This is a genomic window from Fuscovulum ytuae (genome assembly GCF_029953595.1).
Taxonomy (GTDB): Bacteria; Pseudomonadota; Alphaproteobacteria; order Rhodobacterales; family Rhodobacteraceae; genus Paragemmobacter; species Paragemmobacter ytuae.
In genome coordinates this window covers 1,149,789-1,171,010 of sequence record NZ_CP124535.1, presented here as the reverse complement: position 1 = coordinate 1,171,010, position 21,222 = coordinate 1,149,789, and the positions used below count along the sequence as shown (strand labels likewise).

The 21,222-nt window shown below is 63.9% G+C and carries 19 protein-coding genes; 12 read left to right on the top strand and 7 right to left on the bottom strand.

The window, feature by feature from the left end; translation table 11 throughout:
• The first annotated feature begins 11 nt into the window (after nucleotides 1-11).
• The 10 genes from QF092_RS05710 to QF092_RS05665 are packed head-to-tail and all read left to right on the top strand — an operon-like array spanning nucleotide 12 to nucleotide 11,038.
• Nucleotides 12-1,514: a tripartite tricarboxylate transporter permease gene (locus tag QF092_RS05710; protein ID WP_281468465.1), complete on the top strand. Its 1,503-nt coding sequence runs from the start codon at nucleotides 12-14 to the stop codon at nucleotides 1,512-1,514.
• Entirely contained in the window at nucleotides 1,504-2,991 is a 1,488-nt protein-coding gene (locus tag QF092_RS05705; RefSeq protein WP_281468463.1) for an aldehyde dehydrogenase family protein, read from the top strand. The genes QF092_RS05710 and QF092_RS05705 overlap by 11 nt, the downstream gene beginning before the upstream one ends.
• A complete protein-coding gene (locus QF092_RS05700; protein ID WP_281468461.1) occupies nucleotides 2,991-4,229 on the top strand; it encodes a Tm-1-like ATP-binding domain-containing protein in 1,239 nt (412 codons plus the stop codon). The genes QF092_RS05705 and QF092_RS05700 overlap by 1 nt, the downstream gene beginning before the upstream one ends.
• A gap of 4 nt (nucleotides 4,230-4,233) precedes the next feature.
• Nucleotides 4,234-4,626 (top strand): 5-carboxymethyl-2-hydroxymuconate isomerase, encoded by a 393-nt coding sequence (locus QF092_RS05695; protein WP_281468459.1) that lies wholly within the window; start codon nucleotides 4,234-4,236, stop codon nucleotides 4,624-4,626.
• Complete coding sequence (hpaE, locus tag QF092_RS05690; RefSeq protein ID WP_281468457.1) at nucleotides 4,623-6,128, top strand: 5-carboxymethyl-2-hydroxymuconate semialdehyde dehydrogenase; 1,506 nt, start codon at nucleotides 4,623-4,625, stop codon at nucleotides 6,126-6,128. The genes QF092_RS05695 and hpaE overlap by 4 nt, the downstream gene beginning before the upstream one ends.
• 38 nt (nucleotides 6,129-6,166) lie before the next feature.
• Nucleotides 6,167-7,147, top strand: a complete 981-nt coding sequence (gene hpaD, locus QF092_RS05685; protein WP_281468455.1) for a 3,4-dihydroxyphenylacetate 2,3-dioxygenase — start codon at nucleotides 6,167-6,169, stop codon at nucleotides 7,145-7,147.
• A 14-nt stretch (nucleotides 7,148-7,161) separates the two neighbouring features.
• A complete protein-coding gene (locus tag QF092_RS05680; protein ID WP_281468453.1) occupies nucleotides 7,162-8,013 on the top strand; it encodes a fumarylacetoacetate hydrolase family protein in 852 nt (283 codons plus the stop codon).
• Nucleotides 8,010-8,807 carry a 2-oxo-hept-4-ene-1,7-dioate hydratase gene (gene hpaH, locus QF092_RS05675; RefSeq protein WP_281468451.1) on the top strand — a complete coding sequence of 266 codons (798 nt, stop codon included), beginning with the start codon at nucleotides 8,010-8,012 and terminating at the stop codon, nucleotides 8,805-8,807. Before QF092_RS05680 ends, hpaH begins: the two co-directional genes overlap by 4 nt.
• Before the next feature lie 15 nt (nucleotides 8,808-8,822).
• Nucleotides 8,823-10,100 carry an aspartate aminotransferase family protein gene (locus QF092_RS05670; protein ID WP_281468449.1) on the top strand — a complete coding sequence of 426 codons (1,278 nt, stop codon included), beginning with the start codon at nucleotides 8,823-8,825 and terminating at the stop codon, nucleotides 10,098-10,100.
• On the top strand, nucleotides 10,097-11,038 hold the full coding sequence (locus QF092_RS05665; RefSeq protein ID WP_281468447.1) for a phosphotransferase enzyme family protein: 942 nt from the start codon (nucleotides 10,097-10,099) through the stop codon (nucleotides 11,036-11,038). Before QF092_RS05670 ends, QF092_RS05665 begins: the two co-directional genes overlap by 4 nt.
• Nucleotides 11,039-11,044: 6 nt before the next feature.
• Here the strand turns inward: QF092_RS05665 and QF092_RS05660 are convergent, their stop codons facing one another.
• Genes QF092_RS05660 through QF092_RS05640 form a run of 5 tightly spaced genes read right to left on the bottom strand, consistent with a single transcriptional unit; the run spans nucleotide 11,045 to nucleotide 15,886 of the window.
• On the bottom strand, nucleotides 11,045-12,511 hold the full coding sequence (locus QF092_RS05660; protein ID WP_281468445.1) for an aldehyde dehydrogenase: 1,467 nt from the start codon (nucleotides 12,509-12,511) through the stop codon (nucleotides 11,045-11,047).
• A gap of 10 nt (nucleotides 12,512-12,521) precedes the next feature.
• Nucleotides 12,522-13,559 carry an LLM class flavin-dependent oxidoreductase gene (locus tag QF092_RS05655; RefSeq protein WP_281468443.1) on the bottom strand — a complete coding sequence of 346 codons (1,038 nt, stop codon included), beginning with the start codon at nucleotides 13,557-13,559 and terminating at the stop codon, nucleotides 12,522-12,524.
• Nucleotides 13,559-14,485: a flavin reductase family protein gene (locus tag QF092_RS05650; protein ID WP_281468442.1), complete on the bottom strand. Its 927-nt coding sequence runs from the start codon at nucleotides 14,483-14,485 to the stop codon at nucleotides 13,559-13,561. The genes QF092_RS05655 and QF092_RS05650 overlap by 1 nt, the downstream gene beginning before the upstream one ends.
• On the bottom strand, nucleotides 14,482-15,312 hold the full coding sequence (locus tag QF092_RS05645) for an alpha/beta fold hydrolase (RefSeq protein ID WP_281468440.1): 831 nt from the start codon (nucleotides 15,310-15,312) through the stop codon (nucleotides 14,482-14,484). The genes QF092_RS05650 and QF092_RS05645 overlap by 4 nt, the downstream gene beginning before the upstream one ends.
• Nucleotides 15,284-15,886, bottom strand: coding sequence for an amino acid synthesis family protein (locus QF092_RS05640; RefSeq protein ID WP_281468438.1), 603 nt, complete (start codon nucleotides 15,884-15,886; stop codon nucleotides 15,284-15,286). Before QF092_RS05640 ends, QF092_RS05645 begins: the two co-directional genes overlap by 29 nt.
• Nucleotides 15,887-15,943: 57 nt before the next feature.
• On the opposite strand from QF092_RS05640, the gene QF092_RS05635 reads away from it, so the two are divergent.
• Both QF092_RS05635 and QF092_RS05630 read left to right on the top strand, forming a co-directional pair.
• Nucleotides 15,944-16,648, top strand: coding sequence for a GntR family transcriptional regulator (locus tag QF092_RS05635; protein WP_281468436.1), 705 nt, complete (start codon nucleotides 15,944-15,946; stop codon nucleotides 16,646-16,648).
• Nucleotides 16,648-16,932: a DUF1330 domain-containing protein gene (locus QF092_RS05630; protein ID WP_281468434.1), complete on the top strand. Its 285-nt coding sequence runs from the start codon at nucleotides 16,648-16,650 to the stop codon at nucleotides 16,930-16,932. The genes QF092_RS05635 and QF092_RS05630 overlap by 1 nt, the downstream gene beginning before the upstream one ends.
• Before the next feature lie 26 nt (nucleotides 16,933-16,958).
• Here QF092_RS05630 and QF092_RS05625 read toward each other — a convergent pair whose 3' ends face one another.
• Nucleotides 16,959-20,021 (bottom strand): efflux RND transporter permease subunit, encoded by a 3,063-nt coding sequence (locus QF092_RS05625; protein ID WP_281468432.1) that lies wholly within the window; start codon nucleotides 20,019-20,021, stop codon nucleotides 16,959-16,961.
• Nucleotides 20,018-21,145, bottom strand: coding sequence for an efflux RND transporter periplasmic adaptor subunit (locus QF092_RS05620; protein ID WP_281468430.1), 1,128 nt, complete (start codon nucleotides 21,143-21,145; stop codon nucleotides 20,018-20,020). Before QF092_RS05620 ends, QF092_RS05625 begins: the two co-directional genes overlap by 4 nt.
• Nucleotides 21,146-21,222: the final 77 nt, after the last annotated feature.

Genomic DNA, 21,222 nt, shown 5'->3' with positions numbered 1-21,222 from the left:
AAGGCGCGGCGATGGACTTTATCCTTCTTGGCTTGCAGCAATTGGCCGATCCTGCGGTCTTCGTGACCATGTGCATCGGGGCGATCCTTGGCGTCATCGTGGGGGCCATTCCGGGCGCGGGGGCGGCGGTGACGATCTCGATCCTGCTGCCCAGCACTTTCGCGATGGAGCCCCTGACGGGGATGACGCTGCTGTTGGGGGTTTATTGCGGGTCGGCCTACGGATCGGCGATTCCTGCTGTGATGATCAATACGCCCGGCAGTCCGGTAGCCGTGCTGACGGCGCTGGAGGCCAAGCCATTCGTTGACCGAGGCGAGGCGCGGCGGGCGCTGAGCCTTGCCTATTCATCGTCCTTCGTGGGGGGCGTGCTGGCGGTGCTGGCTTTGATGATGCTGACGAAACCCTTGGCGGAGGTTGCCAAGAATTTCGGATCGGCGGAGTTTGCCATGCTGGCCTTCGCGGCGCTGGTTCTGGTTGTCATCGGGCATGGCGGGCGGCGGGTAGAGGCGACGGCGGCGCTGGCCTTTGGTCTTTTCCTAGCAACGGTGGGGATCGAGACGGCCTATTCCACGCAACGCTACAGTTTCGGGCAAAGTTGGTTGATCCAAGGTATCCCGCTGGTGCCGATGGTGATCGGGCTGTTCGCCATGTCTGAGGCGCTGATCCAGCTGACGGGCCGGGACACAGCACGGCAGACAGTGCAACTGAAGGGGCATTTCTTCCAAGGTTTCATGGAAGTGTTCCGCTACAAGGTCACCCTCTTTGGTTCATCGGTCTTTGGCATCATCTGCGGGATCATGCCGGGGGTGGGGGAGTTTTTGGCGCAACAGGTGAATTACGTCTGGGCGCGAAAGCTTTCGAAAGAGGGGCATCTGTTCGGCAAGGGCGCGCCGGAAGGGATTATCGTGTCCGAGGCCACGAACAATGCCGTGCCGCCTGCGGCGCTGATCCCCATGTTGGCGCTTGGTATTCCGGGTGAAGAGCTGACCGCGATGATGCTGGCGGTTTTCCTTGTGCATAACGTCATTCCGGGGCCGGATCTGTTTCTGAACCGACCGGAATTTGTGGCGGGGCTTTACTGGACGCTTCTGGCAATGAATGTGGTCATCATTCTGTTTTTGCTGCTGGCGACCAATACGATTGCGCGGGCGGCGCTGATCAACAAACGGTTCCTGGGGGTGGCGATCCTGACCTTGTCGCTGATCGGGACCTATGCGTCGAACTACAATTTCTCGGATGTGGGGCTGGCCATGGGATTTGCCATTTTGGGCTTTATCCTGCGCAGTCATCGCTGGCCGCTGACGCCCATCCTTTTGGGCGTGGTGATGGGGCCGATCCTTGAAAACCGCTTCCGGCAAGCAGTGGGTGGCGCGGGGGGCGACATGTCAATCTTCGTGACCCGGCCCATTTCGGCCATCATGTTGGTGGGGCTGTGCATCCTTATTTTCTTTACCATCCGGGGGGCGTTGAAGGCGCGTCGCCCGCGCGAGGACTGGCAGATCAATGACACTTGACCAAGCAACCATCGACCGTCTGGCAGCGAAACCGGTGCCGCCCCAGCGCCTGCTCATTGGCGGGAACTGGGTCGAGGGGGAGGGGGAGCCGGTTCCCGTGATCTCTCCCATCAACGGGGCGCGGTTGACGGAACTGGCGGGGGCGAGTGCGGCGGATGTCGCGCGGGCCTGTGCCGTGGCACGGGCGGCCTTTGACGACGGGCGCTGGGCGGGGCTGGCCCCTGCCGATCGCAAGCGTGTGCTGCACCGTCTGGCGGACCTGATCGAGGCGCATGCGGTGGAACTGGCTGTTCTGGGAGTGCGCGACAATGGGACCGAGATTTCGATGGCGTTGAAGGCCGAGCCGGGCAGTGCGGCGGCGACCTTCCGCTATTACGCGGAAGCCATCGACAAGGTCTATGGCGAGGTGGCACCGACGGCGGGCAATGTGCTGGCGCTTATCCATCGCGAACCCGTGGGGGTGGTGGGGGCCATCGTGCCGTGGAACTTCCCCCTGATGATCGGGGCGTGGAAGGTGGCGCCCGCGCTGGCCATGGGGAATTCGGTTGTGCTGAAGCCAGCCGAGACGGCATCCTTGACGCTGCTGCGCTTGGCGGAATTGGCGCTGGAGGCGGGGGTGCCGCCGGGGGTGTTCAATGTCGTCACTGGACAGGGGCGGGTGACGGGCGAGGCGCTGGCGCTTTCGCCGGATGTAGATGTGCTGGTCTTTACCGGATCGGGGGCAACAGGGCGGCGGCTTTTGGAATATTCCGCGCGGTCGAACCTGAAACGCTGCTATCTGGAACTGGGGGGCAAGTCGCCCAACATCGTCTTTGCCGATGCGCCTGATCTGGCGGCGGCGGCGAAGGCAGCGGCGATGGCGATCTTTCGTAATGCGGGTCAGGTCTGCGTGGCGGGGTCGCGGCTTTTGGTCGAGGCGTCTGTTCAGGAGGACTTTCTGGAGGCTTTGGCCAAGGCGACGGCCGCGCTGCGGGTGGGCAACCCGCTGGACCTTGGCACGCAGGTCGGGGCGGTCAATTCGCTGGCGCAGTTGGAGGGAAACCTGCGGTTTGTCGCCGAGTCGCGCGCGGAAGGGGCCGAGGTGGTGCGTGGCGGTGCGCGCATCCTGACCGAAACGGGGGGGTATTACATGGACCCGGCCATCGTGGCCCGGGTGGCCCCTTCGCAGCGGCTGTTCCGCGAAGAGGTGTTCGGGCCTGTTCTTGCCGTGACAGCGTTTGAGACAGAGGCCGAGGCGCTGCATCTGGCCAATGCGACCGATTACGGGTTGGCGGCAGGGGTCTGGACGGCGAACCTTGGCCGGGCGCATCGGATGGTACGGGGCATCCGCGCGGGTGTGGTGCATGTGAACACCTATGGCGGGGCCGATGTCACCGTGCCCTTGGCGGGGGCCAAGCAATCGGGCAATGGGGCCGATAAGTCGTTGCATGCGCTGGAGAAATATACCGATCTGAAGACGGCATGGATTCAACTGTGATGACTGAGACGCGCACCATTCTTGTCGCCGGGACTTGGGACACCAAGGACGATGAACTGGGCTATATGGCCGATGTGATCCGCGCGCAGGGCGGGCGGGTGCTGACGATGGATGTATCGGTGCTGGGCGACCCGTCGGTGCCTTGCGACATCAGCAAACATCAGGTGGCAGAGGCGGCGGGGGCAAGCATCGCCGAGGCCATCGCCGCCGAGGATGAGAATGTCGCCATGCAGATCATGGCGCGGGGGTCGGCGCAGGTTGCGGCGCGGTTGCAGGCCGAGGGGGCGATCCATGGTGTTGTCGTTTTGGGCGGCACGATGGGGACGGATCTTGCGCTCGATCTGTGTTCGGCACTGCCCTTGGGGGTGCCGAAATATGTGGTTTCGACCGTCAGCTTTTCGCCCATGATCCCGCCGGAACGGTTGCCCGCGGATATCCAGATGATCCTTTGGGCGGGTGGGCTGTATGGGCTGAACTCTATCTGCAAGGCATCGCTTTCGCAGGCGGCGGGGGCGGTTCTGGGTGCCGCGCGGGCGGTGGAACTGCCCCGGCGTGACCGTCCGCTGATCGGGATGACCAGCTTTGGCAAGACCGTGCTGCGCTATATGGTGGACCTGAAGCCTGCGCTTGAGGCGCGGGGGTTCGAGGTGGCGGTGTTTCATGCCACGGGGATGGGTGGGCGCGCCTTCGAAAGCCTTGCCGCTGAGGGGGCCTTTGCCGCCGTACTGGATTTTGCACCGCAAGAGGTGGGCAATCATCTGTTCGGATCGGCGATCAGCGCGGGGCCGGACCGCATGACGGCGGCCGGCCAGCGGGGCGTGCCGCAGGCGGTTTCCATCGGATGCTATGATCTGGTCGATTTCGTGGGCTGGAACCCGATCCCGGAGCGGTTTGCCGCCAATCCGACGCATGCGCATAATCGCCTTTTGTCCTCTGTGGTGCTGGATGGGCCACAGCGGCGCATGATGGCGCGGGCGGTGATGGAAAAGCTGGCCAGTGCCAAGGGCGAGACGGTGTTCCTTTTGCCGCTGGAAGGGGGCAACGAATGGGACCGCGCGGGCGCGCCCTTGCATGATGCCGAAGGGTTGGCGGCCTATGTCGATGAGGTGCGCAAGGCCTGCCCGCCCAATGTGCGGCTTGTGGAAATCGGGGCACATATCAACGATCCGGCCTTTACCGAGGCGGCGCTTGCGGTGGTGGATGGCTGGATCGGCGCGGGCCTTCTGTCGAAAGGGTAAGGGGATGCCACATATCCAGATCGACTATTCCGCAAATCTGGAAGAGCGTCTGGATATCGCCGCGCTCTGCGCCGTGTTGCGGGATGCGGCGGTGGCGACGGGTATTCTGCCGCTTGCTGGTATCCGCGTGCGGGCCACGGCTTGCAGTCATGTGGTGATCGCGGATGGCAATCCCGACCATGCATTCCTCGACATCTCCTTGCGTCTGCGCGGCGGGCGCGAGGCCGAGGCCAAGCGGCGCGCGACGGAAAGCATTTTTGCCGCCGCCGAGGCGTTCTGTGCCGAGGTTCTGGCCACCTCGTCTTTCATGCTGAGTTTCGAGATGCGCGAGATTGATCCCGCGCTTTCGCCCAAGACATCCTCCATCCGCCGCTATCTGCCGGGAGAGACGACATGACCGATCTTGCCACCCATCTGGCCCGGCTGGAGGGTCATCTGGCGCGGTTCCGGGCGGGGGGTATCCTCAACCTGATCGGCGGGCAGGATGTGGCGGGGGAGACGTGGTTCGAGACGCGATCCCCGGTCGATGACAGCCTGATTGCAACGGTGGCGCTGGGCGATGCGGCGACGGTGGACCAAGCGGCGCAGGCGGCCAAGGCGGCCTTTCCGGCCTGGGCCGCGATGCCGGGGGCGGAACGCAAGGCGCTGCTCCATCGCGTCGCGGATATGATCGAGGCGCGGGCGGAAGAGATCGCCCTTTGCGAATGCTGGGATACCGGGCAGGCGTGGCGCTTCATGTCCAAGGCCGCGCTGCGCGGGGCCGAGAATTTCCGCTTTTTCGCCGATCTTGCCCCCGGTGCACGAGATGGGCAAAGCCTGCCTTCGCCCGATCATTTGAACATCACAAGCCGACATCCCATCGGCCCGGTGGGCGTGATCACGCCGTGGAATACGCCTTTCATGCTGTCGACATGGAAGATCGCGCCCGCCTTGGCGGCGGGATGCACGGTGGTGCATAAGCCTGCGGAGTTCAGCCCCCTGACCGCGCGGCTTCTGGCCGAGATCTGCCATGAGGCGGGGTTGCCGCCCGGTGTCTTGAACCTTGTCAACGGCATGGGCGAGGGGGCGGGCAAGGCCCTGACCGAACATCCCGATATCAAGGCGATAGCCTTTGTGGGGGAATCGCGCACCGGAAGCGCGATCATGAAACAGGGGGCGGACACGTTGAAACGTGTCCATTTCGAATTGGGGGGGAAGAACCCCGTCGTGGTGTTCGAGGATGCCGATCTGGAGCGGGCGCTCGATGCGGTGATCTTCATGATCTATTCGCTGAATGGGGAACGCTGCACCTCATCCTCGCGCCTCTTGGTGCAAGAGAGCATCGCGGATGCCTTTCATGCGCGGCTGGTGGAGCGGGCGAACCGCATTCGCGTGGGCCATCCGCTGGACCCGGCGACGGAGGTGGGGCCACTGATCCACCGCACGCATTTCGACAAGGTGGCGGGCTATGTGGCCATCGGGCAGGCCGGGGGCGCGACGCTGGCGGCGGGGGGCGAAAGGCTGGGGGATAAGGGCTGGTTTATGCGGCCCACGCTGTTCACCGATGCACGCCCGGATATGCGGATCGCGCAGGAAGAGGTGTTTGGGCCTTTTCTTACCTCTCTCCGCTTTCGCGATGAGGCCGAGGCTTTGTCCATCGCCAATGGCGTTGCCTACGGTCTGACGGGATATGTCTGGACCAATGACCTGACCCGCGCGCTGCGCTTTAGCGATGGGTTGGAGGCTGGGATGATCTGGGTGAATTCCGAAAATGTCCGCCACTTGCCCACCCCCTTTGGCGGGGTGAAGGCGTCGGGTATCGGGCGTGATGGCGGGGATTGGTCCTTCGATTTCTACATGGAAACGAAGAATACGGCCTTCGCGCTTGGCCGCCACAAAATGCAGAGGTTGGGCCTTTAAGGGGCCTGACCGACCGCAGAGAGAAGAAAGGAGCCGCGATGCCCGTCCCGCCGCCGAACCTGAACCCGCCGTTCAACATCGTCCGGCTGAGCCATGTCGAATTGCGCGTGACCGATCTGGCATGGAGCAGGGCCTATTACGTCGACCTGTTGGGTTTGCAGGTGACGCATGAGGAAGCTGGCACGATCTATCTGCGCGCGATGGAGGAGCGGGGGCATCACTGCCTGATCCTGCGGCAGGCGGCAGAGGCATCGGTGGGCGGACTTGGCTTCAAGCTGTGGTCCGAGGATGATCTGGATCGCGCGGCGGCATGGTTCGCGGGGCAGGGCCTGCCTGTTTCATGGGTGGACCGGCCCTTTATGGGCCGGGTGCTGGCCACGCGCGACCCTTGGGGCGTGCCTTTGGAGTTTTATGCCCGGATGGACCGCCTGCCGCCGATCCATCAGAAATATGCCCTTTATCGCGGGGTGAAGCCGCTGCGCATCGACCATTTCAACCTGTTCTCGCCCGATGTGGACAAGGCGGTTGTCTTTTACGGCGCGATGGGGTTTCGGCTGACGGAATATACGGCGGATGAGGAAACGGGGCGGACTTGGGCCGCGTGGATGCACCGCAAGGGGGGCGTGCATGATATCGCTTTCACCAATGGCACGGGGCCGCGCTTGCATCATGTGGCCTTCTGGGTGCCGACGCCGTTGAACATCATCGATCTTCTCGACCTTATGTCGACCTCTGGTTACCTTTCCAATATCGAGAGGGGGCCGGGGCGGCACGGGATATCCAACGCCTTTTTCCTGTATATCCGCGACCGGGACGGGCATCGGACGGAAATCTACTGTTCCGACTATCAGACCACCGATCCCGATCTTGAGCCGATCAAATGGGATCTGAAAGATCCGCAGCGCCAGACGCTTTGGGGGGCGCCCGCGCCGCGGACATGGTTTGAGCTGGGGTCGACCTTCGAGGGAACCACGCAGCGCGAGAGTGATCTGAAGGCGCAACCCATCGTCGCGCCTTGAGCGGGAGGGGAAGGATGCTGGTCAGTTTCACGGCAGAGGGGCGTGCCTTTTGGGGTGTGGTGGGAGAGGGCGGGGTGATCGCGCTGTCACCCGACTTCCCGCAATGGCCCGGCCTGCGCGAGGTGATCGCGGCAGGGGGGATGGACCTTGTTCTAGAGGCGGCCAAGGGGCGGGTGGTGACGCATCGGGAGGGTGCTTTCACCTATGACATCCCGATCCGCGACCCGGAAAAGATTATCTGCGTGGGGGTCAATTTCCCCGACCGCAATGCCGAATACCGCGACGGGCAGGAGGCCCCGCCGAACATGTCACTTTTCGTGCGGTTTCCGCGCAGTTTTAACGGGCATGGCGCACCGCTGATCCGCCCGCCTGAAAGCGCGCAGCTGGATTACGAGGGCGAGATTGCGGTGGTGATCGGCAAGGGTGGGCGACGCATCCCGGAGGCTGAGGCGCTCGGCCATATCGCGGCGCTGACGCTGTGCAATGAGGGCACGATCCGCGATTGGGTGCGCCATGCCAAGTTCAACGTGACGCAGGGCAAGAATTGGGATCGGTCGGGGGCGATGGGGCCGGGGCTGGTTCCATTCCGCGACCCCGCCCAAATCTTGGATGTGGCGCTGACCTGCCGGGTGAATGGCGCGGTGCGGCAGGCGGATCGGACAGGGCGGATGCTGTTTCCCGTGGCGCGGCAGATCGCCTATGTCAGCACCTTTACCACGCTGGTGCCGGGCGACATCATCGTGACCGGCACACCCACCGGGGCGGGGGCGCGGTTCGACCCGCCGATCTGGCTGCGCCCCGGCGATGTTGTGGAGGTGGAGGCCGAAGGGATCGGCCTTTTGCGCAATGGGGTGGCCGACGAATGACTGGGGATGACATCGCGGCGGCGGCGCAGATGTTGCGCAAGGCCGAGGTAACGGGAGTGCAATGCGGGCTTATGTCCCTTGCCCATCCGGGGATGACGCTGGATGAGGCCTATGCCGTGCAGGCGGCTTTTGTCGCGCTGAAGGAGGCTGCGGGGGCAAGGCGGATTGGCTGGAAGATCGGGTTGACCAGCCGCGCGATGCAGCAGGCGCTGGCGATCGACACGCCGGATTCGGGCGTTTTGTTGGATGACATGCTGTTTTCCGATGGGGCGGTGGTGCCTGAGGGGCGGTTCATCCAGCCGAGGGTAGAGGCTGAGATCGCCTTCATCATGAAAGCCCCCTTGGCGGGCGAAGGGGTGACGCGGGCTGATGTTCTGGCGGCGACCGATTATGTCTGCCCGGCGCTGGAAATCCTTGATACGCGCATCCTGCGCGTCGATCCCGCAACGGGGCGGTCGCGGATCATCACCGACACGGTCAGCGACAATGCCGCCAATGCAGGCATCGTTCTGGGCAAGGCGCGGCATCAGGTCGACGCGGTTGACCTGCGCTGGGTCGGCGCGATCCTGAAACGCGATGGGGTGGTGGAAGAGACAGGCCTTGGCGCCGGCGTTCTGGACGATCCGGTGACGGGCATCCTGTGGCTGGTGCATCGGCTGGCCCGCTATGGCCAAGGGATCGCGGCGGGGGAGGTTCTGCTGTCGGGCAGTTTCATCCGCCCGGTGGAGGCCCCGGTTGGCAGCCGTATCGAGGCCGACTTCGGCCCCTTCGGCCATGTATCCGTGGCATTCTGAAGCGAAAGGGCGGGAATGACCGATTTGATGGCACGGCGGCGGGCGCTTTTGGGGCCGAACATGTCGACCTTTTACGACGAACCCGTCCATCTGGTGCGAGGGGAAGGGGTCTGGCTTTGGGATGCCGAGGGGCGGCGTTACCTCGATTGCTATAACAATGTGGCTCATGTGGGCCATTGCAACCCGCGCGTGGTGGAGGCGCTGTGTCGGCAGGCGGGCACCTTGAACACCCATACGCGCTATCTGCACGAGGGCATTCTTGACTATGTCGACCGGCTGACCGCCACCTTTGCCGAACCGTTGAAGACCGCCATCCTGACCTGCACGGGATCCGAAGCGAATGACATCGCCCTTCGGATGGCCGAAGCGATGACGGGCAAGAGGGGGATCGTGGCCACCGATGCCACGTATCACGGCAATACCGCGCTGGTAAGCCATCTGTCGCGCAGCAATGTGCCGGAAGTTGGGTTCGGCCTTGGTGGGCTGATCCGGCATGTAGAGGCCCCGGACAGCTATCGCATCCCCGATCCCGATGGGCAGCGCTTTGCCGCAAAGGTCGAGGCGGCAGTGGCCGATCTGGAACGGTCCGGGGTTGGCTTTGCCGCTCTGATCGTTTGCCCGCTGTTTTTGAATGAAGGCTTTCCGACGCAGGCGGAGGGCTGGCTGCGTCCTGCGGCCGAGGTGGCGCGGCGGGCGGGCGGTCTTTTGATCTGCGACGAGGTTCAGTCGGGCTTTGGCCGCTCCGGCAGCCATTTCTGGGCGCATCAGCGGCAGGGGGTGGTGCCGGATGTGGTCACGTTGGGCAAGCCGATGGGGAATGGTCATCCGGTTGCGGGGGTGGTGACAAGCGAGGCCGTGATGGCGCGGTTCCGCACGGCATTTCGCTATTTCAACACCTTTGGGGGGAACCCTGTGTCCTGTGCCGTGGCGATGGCGGTGCTGGATGAGGTGGAGGCGCAGGGCTTGCAAGGCAACGCCCGCCGCATTGGCACCCTTGCCGCCGCGCGGTTGCGGGCGCTGGCGGAGCGGTTTCCGATGATCGGGGATGTGCGAGAAAGCGGCATGGTCTTCGGCGCGGAATTTGTGACGGACCGCGCCGCCAAGACACCGGACCCGGCCTATGCCGACCGCGTGGTAAATGCGATGCGCGACCGGGGGGTGTTGTTGTCAAAGCTGGGGCGGCATCGCAACACGTTGAAGATCCGCCCGCCCATGCCCTTTGGCGCAGAGCATCTGGATATCCTGATTGGCACGTTGGAGGCGGTGCTGACCGATCTGGATCCGGCGGCATGACCGATCCGGTCGAAAAGGTGCTGGCGCTGTGGGGGCTGTCAGGGGCGGAGTGTCGCCTTGTTGCGGGGCGAGAGAACCGGGTGTTCCGGGTTGTGGCGCCTTGGGGCACGGCTGCGCTGCGGCTGCGGCGGCCGGGCTATCGCAGCGATGCGGAATTGCGGTCCGAATTGGACTGGATGGCCGCGATGCGGAAGGCCGGGCTTTCGGTGCCGCAACCGATCGCGTCTGCATCTGGGGCGTTGCTGGAACAGGTCGAGGGGTTCCGCGTCGATCTGTTGCAGTGGCTACCGGGACAACCGTTGAGAGAGGGGCGCGCGCCCTTGGCCCTGTCGGATGCGCCTGCCGTCTTTGCGCGTTTGGGGGCCGAGATGGCGCGGTTCCACGCAGCTTGCGATGCTTGGACGCCGCCGGAAGGGTTCATCCGCCTGCGATGGGATGCTGAAGGGTTGCTGGGTAAAGCCCCGATCTGGGGCCAGTTCTGGGACAACCCGACGCTGTCAGCTGATCAGCGGGCCTTTTTCTTGCGGTTTCGGGAAAAGGCTGCGGCGGAACTGGCGCGGATTGGTGGTGCCTTGGATCTGGGGCTGATCCATGCCGATCTGGTGGGCGAGAATGTGCTTTTGGATGGCGACAGGCTGCATCTGATTGATTTCGATGATGGCGGCTGGGGGTTTCGTCTGTTCGACATCGCAACTGCCTTGCTAAAGCATCGTCAAGAACCGGACTACCCGGCCTTGGAAGCGGCGCTGCTGGCGGGCTATGGCCAACTCCGTGCGGTCGATGCGGCCCCGCTGCCCTTGTTCATGGCCTTGCGGGCGGTGACCTATCTGGGTTGGATCGTGCCCCGTTTGCGGGAAGACGGGGGAACGGCGCGCAATGCCCGGTTCATCGCGGATGCCGAGGTGATGTGTGCTCGTTGGCTCGATGCGCAGGGCTGACGCGGGTCAGCGCATGACGAAGGGATCGGGGATCGGATCATCGGACGTGCGCAGCCAGACGGTTTTCGTGCGCGTATAGTCCAAGGCGGCGGCAAGGCCCCCTTCGCGGCCGTGGCCAGAAAGGCCGTGGCCACCGAAGGGGGCGATGGGCGAGACGGCGCGGTAGGTGTTCACCCAGACGACACCCGCCCGGATGCCCCGGATCATCCGATGCGCGCGGGTGAGGGACCTTGTGAAAACGCCAGAGGCAAGGCCATAGGCCGTGGCATTGGCCTTTTCCAGCGCCTCTTCCTCGGTCGCAAAGCTTTCGACAGCAAGGACGGGGCCGAAGAATTCTTCGGCCAGTGCAGGGGCCTCGGGGGCGGAGGAACAGTCAAGGATGGTGGGCGGGAAATAAAAACCCGCGCCGGGCAGGGGGGCGCCGCCTGTGATCACCTTGGCCCCTTTCGCCTGCGAGGCGGCGATGGTCGCGATGATATGGTCGCGCTGGCGGGCGGTGCAGAGGGGACCCACTTCGGTTGCCATGTCATCGGGGGCGGCGATGCGGATCGCTTCGGCCTTTTCCTTCAGCTTGGCGAGAAAGGCGTCCTTGACGCCGGCCTGCACGAGAAGGCGTGACCCTGCCACGCAGCTTTGCCCCGTGGCGGCAAAGATGCCCGACACCTGCGCATTGGCGGCACTGTCGAGATCGGCATCGTCAAAGACGATGAAGGGCGACTTCCCCCCCAGTTCCAGCGAGGTGGAGGCAAGGTTTTCGGCCGAATTGCGCACCACCGCCCGCGCCGTGCCGGGGCCGCCGGTGAAGGCGATATGGGCCACCTTCGGGTGTGTGGTCAGGACCTGGCCGCAGGTCGCACCGAAGCCTGTAAGGATATTCACCACGCCGGGGGGAAAGCCCGCAGCATGGATGAGCCTTGCGAAATGCAAAAGGGGCGCGGGGCCATCCTCCGACGCCTTCAGCACCACCGTGCAGCCTGCGGCAAGGGCAGGGCCGAGTTTCACGGCGGATAGGAACAGTTGCGAGTTCCAAGGCACGATGGAGGCCACCACGCCAACGGGTTCGCGGCGCAGCCAGACCTCCATATCCGGCTTGTCGATGGGCAGATGCGCGCCTTCGATCTTGTCCGCAAGACCTGCGTAATAGCGGTAGTAATCGGCCACATAGGTGATCTGAGCGGTGGTTTCGCGGATGATTTTCCCTGTGTCGCGGGTTTCCAGCCGGGCAAGATCCGGCGCAGCCTCGGCCATCAGATCGGCAAGTTTCATCAGGAGCTTGCCGCGCTGCGTCGCGGTCATTTTGGGCCATGGGCCTGTGATGAAGGCGCGATGGGCGGCGGTGACGGCGCGGTTCACCTCATCCTCGCGGGCCTCGGGCATATCGGTCCAAGCGGCGCCCGTCGCGGGGTCGAGGCTGGGAAAGCGGGCTGCGCCATCCTCAAACACCCCGTCGATGTAAAGCTGAAACCGGTCCATGCGCGGGTCCTTATTGGAAGGCGGGCATCACATCTTCGATGAAGCGTTTCAAGCTGTCACGCTTGCGCTGGAAGCTTTGGCCGCTGTCGATCCAGAGCGAAAATTCGTCATAACCCAGCGCCTTGATGCGGTGCAGCTTGTCGATCACCTCGGGCACGTCGCCGATCAGAAGGTTGTCGCGCATCACCTGCGGGGAATAGAAGGGGTGGGCGGCGATTTCCGCTTCGGTCAGGGGTTCGATCAGGCCCTTGGAAATGGGCCGCTTGTTCAGGAACCATGCCCCGAAATAGTTGTAGAAGTGATTGAGTTCCTGTGCGGCGAGGTCGGCATCGGCGCGGTCCTTGGCGACATAGCCATGTTGCAGGACCATGATCTTCGGGCGCGGCACGTCGGGCGATTTTGCGCAGGCCTCGTTAAAGCGGCCCATCAGGGTTTCGATTTCGGCAAAGGGATTGTGGAGAGGTGTGCATTGCACATGGCAGCCATTGGCCACGGCGAATTCGTGGCTGTTCGGGTCGCGCGCCGCGACCCAGATCGGGGGATGGGGCCGTTGCAAGGGTTGCGGGGCGCTTGTTGTTGCGGGGAACTGCCAGTATTGCCCGTTATGGGCGTAGTCGCCGGCCCAAAGGCCCTTGATCGCTGGGATCAGCTCGCGCATCCGCCCGCCTGCGTTCCAGGCGTCCAACCCCGGCAGGATGCGTTCATATTCAAAGCTATAGGCCCCCCGCGCGATGCCAAGATCAAGGCGGCCATCCATGATGATATCAGCCATCGCCGCCTCACCCGCCAGCTTGATCGGATGCCAGAAGGGGGCGATGACAGTGCCCGTGCCTAGGCGGACATTCTTGGTCCGCCGTGCAAGGTCGACAAGGTTCAGTAGGGGGTTCGGCGCGATGGTGAAGGACATGCCGTGATGTTCGCCCGTCCAGATCGCGCACATGCCGCCTTCATCGGCCATGTGGCACAGTTCCAGCATTTCCGCATAAAGGCGCGGTTCGGGGTCGGTTGGGCTAACACGCTCCATATGCACGAAGAGCGAGAATTTCATCACGTGGTCCCCCCGGAGACCAGCGCGACCTGGCCCCTGTCCTGATTGCCGAAATAGATGCCGTAATTGCCCATGCGCGATTCCTCGGCCAGCCGCTCCAGCATCACGCGAAGGGCCTGATCGGTCACTTCGGCAAAGCTGTCGGGGGCGAGGTCGACGAAGGCACCCTTGACGGGCGTGCCGCCCGTGCAAGGGCAGCGGAAGGCGATATGCTGCTGCCCGCGGGCTACGTCTTCATAGACGGAATAAAGCGGGCCGGGCGCGGCAGTCAGTCCGGATTGATGGGTCAGAGCGGCAAGGGCGGCGGCAGTACCGTCGCGTCCGACACGGGCGGTGGGCAGGGTCAGGCCGCCGAAACCGTCATCGACCAGCAGCACCTGCCCCCCCCGCTCAAGGATGGCCGAGACGATGATATCCGGCCCTGTGGGAACGGTGGCCTGCGTCGCCACAGGGGTGAAGTAGGTGCCACGGTAATAGCCAAGGCCCGGCGCGGTGCTGGCGTGAAAGCCTTCGACATGGCCAATCAGGATGGCGTGATCGCCGGCATCCACGACCTTGAAAAGGGTGCAGTCAAACCAAGCCGCCACCCCCGGCAGGATCGGGCTGCCCTCTGGCCCCGGCTGCCAATCGATCCCGGCGAAGCGATCCGCCACAGGCCGGGCGAAGGTGGAGGAGATGTCCTTTTGCCCTTCGGCAAGGATGTTCACCGCGAAATGCGCGGTGGTGGTGAATTTTACGTAATTTGCGGAATTTCGCGCGATCTGCACCAAAAGGAGCGGCGGGTCGAGAGAGACGGAGGCAAAGCTGTTGGCCGTAAAGCCAAGCGGTTGGCCCGCGCCATCCGTTGTCGTGACGACGGTCACCCCGGTCATGAAGGTGCCAAAGGCATCACGCAGGGCGCGGCGGGTGTCGGTGGGATCGGTCATGCGCGCAGCCCTTCGGTTTCGGCCATCAACGGGATGGCCAGCCAGTCGCGCAGGGCCGCCGTCACTCGGTCGGGCGCAGTGAGGTTGACCATATGGCGATGCCCTTCGATCACCACGGCCCGCCCGCAAGGGGCAGTTGCCGCCATGGCGCGCGTCATTTCTGGAGTGGAGTTCGGATCGCCATCCGCCGTCAGAACCAGGGCAGGGCAGCAGATGGATGCCCAGCGGTCGGCATAGACATCATCGCCTTCGGCAAAGGCGTGATAGGCGGCGGCATAACCTTGGCGGTCCACCTCTTGCAGCCAGCGCGCGACTTGGGCGCGCAAGGGGGTCTCTTCGGCGCTGCGGGTGAACCAACGATCAAGCGGGGCTTGCGCATCAAACTGCCCTTCGGCCATGGCCAAGGCGCGGGCAAGGACGGCGGCGCGCGCCTCGGGCGTGCGGCGATGGACGGCGTTCAGCATGGCCACGCGGCGGATGAGTTCGGGGTAATCGGCGGACAGCCCGGTGGCAATCAGCGCCCCCATGGAATGCCCTGCTACATTCACAGCGCCGACGTTCAGCGCAAGGATCACCCGCGCGGCCCATGTGACGTAATCGGGCAGGCGCGCGCCTTGGGGCAGAGGGGAGGACCCACCATGCCCTGGCATGTCGATGGCAAAGACGCGATGGCTGGCTGCGAGTGCGGCGATCTGCGGTGCCCAAGCCCGGGCGTTCAGCCCCACGCCATGGATCAGGACCAAGGGTTCCCCGGCCCGATCCTTTGGCCCGACCTCGATCAACCCGACCGTGGTGCCGTCAGACAGCCGCAGGGTTCGCGACATCATGGCCCAGATCCTTCAGATCCTGATAGCGGTCGCCGATGCGGTGATGCGGACGTCCACCGATGGAGGCGCCAAGGGCCACGACGATCTCATCTTCGGCAGGGGCGTCCGGGATGGCAAAATGCACGGTCAGGTAATGCGAGCGGCGGCCCTCGTCATTCTTGTCCATCAGCGGGATCATGATGGGCGTATTCGCCCCGCCCCGGATATTGGTGAAGGCGAGATAGGTCTTGGCGCCCACGGCCTGTCGGTAATGATTGCCAAAGCGCAGGGTGTGGATCAGGGCGGAGGCATGCTCTACCTCGCCCTTCAGGCCGCAGATGGCAGCCTTGCCATAGCCTTCGACCTTGTCGCCACCGCCTGCTGCATCAAGGATCATGCCGGTCAGCAGCGCGCCGAGTTCGGGGGCGATGTCGTGGATGGCAGGTTTCAGATCTTCGACAAACCCCAACCCGGCCCAAGGGTTGCGGACCACCGCCGCAGCGCCGATCAGTTTCAGGGGGCGCGGCGCGGAACGGCCCCCTTCGACCAGCGTGGTTTCAACGTGCAGCAGGGTCTTGCGGATTTCGGCGGGCATGGGAAACCTCAGGCTTTCGATGGATGGTATGTTGGTATACCATCAGACGGAATGTCAATGAGTCGTTGGCCGCATAAGGCCAAGGGAGACGGGATGGAGCATCTTGCACCGGACGAGCTGCGGATTGACCGCCCGCCCCAGACGTTGCGTGGCATCGCTCTGGACAGGCTGCGCGCGGCGATCATCGCGGGGCGCTTTCCTGGTGGCACGCGGCTGGTGGAACGCACGCTCTGTGATCAGCTTGGCGTCAGTCGGTCCGTGGTGCGCGAGGTGATCCGGGTGCTGGAGACGGAAGGGCTGGTTGAAACGCTGCCCCATCGCGGGCCGGTGGTGGCGCGGCTGGATTGGGCGCAGGCGCGGCAGGTCTATGATATCCGGCGTCAGTTGGAGGGCAGCGCGGCAGAGGTCTGTGCCACTGTCGCGGATGCGGGCGTGGATGCGGCCTTGGCGCAAGCCTTGGCGCAGATCAGGGAGGGCGGCGACGAGGGGGTCTTTGTCGCCACGACGCGGTTCTACGAAGTGATCTTCGCCGCCGCAGGCCACCATATCGCATGGGAGATCGTGCAGCGCCTGAACGGGCGAATCAGCCGTCTGCGGGCTTTGACTCTGGCCGCGACGGAGCGTGCCGTGCCGGGGCCGGAACGGATGGCGCGCATCGCCGCCGCCATCGCGGCACGTGACGGGGCCAGGGCGCGGCGTGCGGTAGAGGACCATCTGACCGAGGCCGCCGCCTTGGCGCAACATGCGCTGGAGGCGGAGTGATGCCCGCCTATTGGATCGCCCATGTGACGGTGACGGACCCGGAGGCCTATAAGGGCTATCAGTCCTTGGCCCCTGCGGCCTTCGCGCGGTTCGGTGCGCGGTTTTTGGCGCGGGGTGGGCAGTCCGAAGTTCTGGAAGGGCCAGAGGCCGCGCGCCATGTGGTGATCGAATTCCCCGATCTTGCCGCCGCGCGGGCCTGTTATCATTCAGACGAATACCGCGCCGCGCGGGCGGCGCGTGCGGGGGCCGCCGAGGTGGCAGTGGTCATCGTCGATGGGCTTTAACCCCGGCGCGGATCGGGGCGCAGCGGTCAATGCGCCGAGACAGGGTCTTCCACCGGTTTCGCCAAGGTCTTGCGTGAGATCAGCGTGTAGAAGGCTGGCACGACGAAAAGCGTGAAGATCGTGCCCACCGTGATGCCGGAAAAGATCACAAGGCCCACCGAATATCGCGCCGCCGCCCCCGCGCCATCGGCGATGATCAAGGGGATCACCCCAAGCGCCATGGCGGCCGTCGTCATCAGGATGGGGCGCAGGCGCACCTTGGCCGCGATGACGATGCCGTCGCGGGCCGACAGCCCCCGCTCGCGGCGGGCCTGATTGGCGAATTCCACCATCAGGATGCCGTGTTTGGTGATCAGCCCGATCAGCGTGATCAGCCCGACCTGCGTGTAAATGTTCAGCGTGCCAAGACCAAGGTTCAGGGGCACGATCGCCCCGAAGATCGACAGGGGCACCGACATCAAGATGATCAGCGGGTCGCGAAAGCTTTCGAATTGCGCGGCAAGGACGAGGTAGATCACCACGACCGCCAGACCGAAGGCCAGAAGGATGGTATTGCCTTCGGTCACCTCTAGCCGCGACTGGCCCGAATAATCGATGAAGAACCCGTCGGGCATAACCTTGCGCGCCTCATCCACGATGACCTGCAGGGCATCGCCGGTGGACACACCGGGGATGGGCAGCGCAGAGATGGTGGTCGAGTTCAGCTGGTTGAACTGTTCGATGGCGGTGGGGGCCACCTCAGTTTCGACGGTCACCACGGCAGAAAGCGGCACCATCCGCCCGGTGGCCGAGCGGATGTAGAATTCAGTCAGCCGTTCGGGGTTGTTCCGGTATTCAGGCGGCACCTGCATGATGACGTCATAGCTGTTCGAATCCCGGTCAAATTGCGCGATGCTGCCACCGCCAACCAAAAGGCCCAGCGTTGTGCCGATGTCGCGCGCGGGCAGGTTCAGCGCCGCCGCGCGGTCGCGGTCGATGCGTAGGACGACCTGCGAGGAATTGTAGGACAGCGAATTCTGCACCACGATGAAACGGCCTGAGGCCATGGCGGCGGCCTTCACCTCTTCGGCCACTTCGAAGATGCGGTCCGAAGGGCCGGTGGATTGCAGCACGACGCTGATTGGCAAGCCGCCGCCCGCGCCCGGCAGGGACGGGGGCGCAAAGACAAAGGCCTGCACCCCGGTGATCGCGCCGATCTTGCCTTGCAGCTCTTGCTGGATTTCGGCTTGCGAACGTTCGCGTTCCGACCAGTCCTTGAAGGCCCATAGGGCGATGGCGGTATTTGTGCCGCCACCAAAGCCGGTGATCGAGAAATTGGCCGACAATTCCGGCAAATCCTGCGTCAGTTCGCGCATCTGGTCGACATAGGTGCGCGTGTAATCCGAAGTTGCATAGGGCGGCGCATTGACGAAGGAAAAGAGGGCACCCGAATCCTCTTCCGGCGCCAGTTCGGTGGAGGTTTTGGTGAAGAGATAGCCCGTCAGGCCGACCAGCGCGACGACCATCAGGATGGTCACTGGGCGATAGTCGAGCGAGGAGGACACGCGGCGTTCATACCAGTTGGCCAGCCCGTCAAAGGCACGGTCTACTGTGACCTGAAAGCGGGAATGGCCCCCTTTCTGCAGCAGCCGCGCGGCCATCATCGGGGTGATGGTGACAGCCACGATGCCAGAGATGATGACCGATCCCGCCAGCGTCACCGCGAACTCGCGAAACAGCGCCCCCGTAAGCCCTCCGGTAAAGGCGAGGGGGGCAAAGACGGCGGCCAGCGTGATGGTCATGGCGATGACGGCGCCAAAAATCTCTTTCATCCCGATGAAGGCGGCCTGAATGGGGCGGAAGCCTTCCTCGATATGGCGATGCACGTTTTCGACCACCACGATGGCGTCATCGACCACAAGGCCGATGGCCAGCACCATGGCAAGAAGGGAGAGAAGGTTGATCGAATAGCCGAAGAGGTACAGCACGAACAGCACGCCCAGAAGGGAGAGCGGGATCGTCACCACGGGCATCAGGACGGATCGGAAAGACCCAAGGAACAGAAGGATGATCAGGATAACGATGGCCACGGCCTCGGCGATGGTCAGAAAGACCTCTTCGATCGAGGCACTGATCTGTTCAGTGGCGTCATACATCAGCGAAAGCGTCATGCCTTCGGGCAGGCTGGCCTGAATGAGCGGCAGTTCCGCCAAAACGGCGGATGACATGTCGAGGGGGTTTGCCCCGGGCGTCGGAAAGACGCCGATGAAGGTGCCGGGTTCGCCGTTGAAATTAACGATCGTATCGGTGGATTCCGCCGCGAGTTCCACCCGCGCCACATCGGACAGGCGCACCACATCGGCCCCGTTGCCCTTGATCGGCAGGGCACCAAAGGCTTCGGGCGTTTGAAGCGTCGTCTCCATCGTGATCGGATAGGTGACAAGGTCGCCGCGCGTGCGCCCTGGCGCGGCAAGGAAGTTGGATGCGTTGATCGCGGCCAGAACCTCGGCCGCGGTCACGTTGCGGCCGGCAAGGCGGACGGGATCGATCCAGACGCGCATGGCATAGACCTGCCCGCCCAGTACCTGAATCTCGGCCACGCCGGGGATGGTGGACATGCGCGGGCGGATCACCCTTTCGATGTATTCCGTGACCTGTTCCGAGGTCATGTTGGGGTTCTGCAAGGCCAGATACATCGTGGCAAAGGTCATGCCCGTGCCCTTGACGATGGTCGGATCCTCGGCCTCGGACGGCAGGCGGGATCGCACCTGTTGCACCTTCGACAAGACCTCGGTCAGGGCGATATCCGGATTGGCCCCCAGCCGCATGTTGACGGTGACCGTCGACATCGATGGCGATGAGGAAGAGGTGATGTAATCCACATTCTCGGTCGTCGCCACAGCGGCCGAGATGGGCGAGGTGATGAAGCCTTGGATCAGATCGGGCGAGGCACCGGGATAGATCGTGGTGATGGTGACCACGGTTTCCTCGACCTCCGGGTATTCGCGGATCTGCAGGTTGAAGAAACCTTGCAGGCCAAGCAGCACAATCAGAAGGCCCAGAACCGTCGATAGGACTGGGCGTTTGATGAAGATGTCAGAGGGGCTCATTCTGTGCCCCCGGCGATGGCATCCCCGGTCGCCGTGGCGGCGGGGTTCACGCTGTTGTCGATGGTGGCGGACTGGCCGTTCGACAGCCGGTTCTGGCCTGCCGTCACCACCTGATCGCCTGGCGAGACGCCTTCGACGATTTCCACCACCCCACCCGAGCGGCGGCCGAGCTTCACGAAGACCTGCCGCAGTTCAAGCTGTGCGGCATCCGCTTCGGACGGGCGGACGATATAGACGTAATCGCCATAAAGGCTGGCCGAGACGGTGGTCTGGGGCAGGGCGATCACGCCGCTTTCGGCGGGCAGGATCACGCGGATGCGGACGAATTGGCCGGGGGTCAGTTTGCCCATTGGATTGTCGATGGACCCGCGTAGGGCGACCAGACGCGAGGCGGGATCGACGCGGGGATCGATACCCGTCAGCGCCCCCGCAAAAGTTTCGTCCAGACCTTCGATCCGCACCTCGATCTTCTGCCCGATGGTCAGGTTGGGCAGATCCTGTTCGGGCAGCGAGAAATCCACACGCATGGTCGAGATGTCTTGCAGCGTCGCCACGATGGTGCCGGGGGTCACATATTGGCCAAGGTCCACGCGGGGCAGGCCGATCGTTCCGGCGAAGGGCGCGGTCAGTTGCCGTTGTTCCAGCACGGCCATGGCGCGGGCAAGCTGCGCCTCGGCGGCCTCAGCCGCGGCCTGCGTCTGGTCGAGCGAGACATTCGTCGTTACCCCCCGCCGGGTCAGGCCCTGCGCGCGGGCAAGGTTCGACTTTTCCAGATCTGCTTGCGTCCGCGCCGCTTCGACATCGGCCTTTTGGACCACGTCATCCAGCCGGATCAGCATCGCGCCCGCTTCGACCTGCGTGTTGGGCTGGAAGGCGATCTCCTTTATGACACCTGCCGTTTCCACCGTCAGATCAACGCCTTGCGCTGCGTTGACGGTGCCGATCGCCTCGATCATCGGGGTCCAGCTGACGGGTTGCGCCTCGATCGTCGAAACCGTCGCGGGTGGGCGTGGCATGTTGGCGAAGATCTGCGCGATCATGTTGTCGCGGAACAGGTTGAAACCAACAAGACCGCCACCGACAAGGCCGAGTAGAAGAATGGCGATGATGAAGCGTTTGACCATAACAAGGGCTTTCGGGATGTGGGCTTGGATCAATCTGAAAAATGGTAAACCCTGCATTTACCTTAGTGATTGGAAAG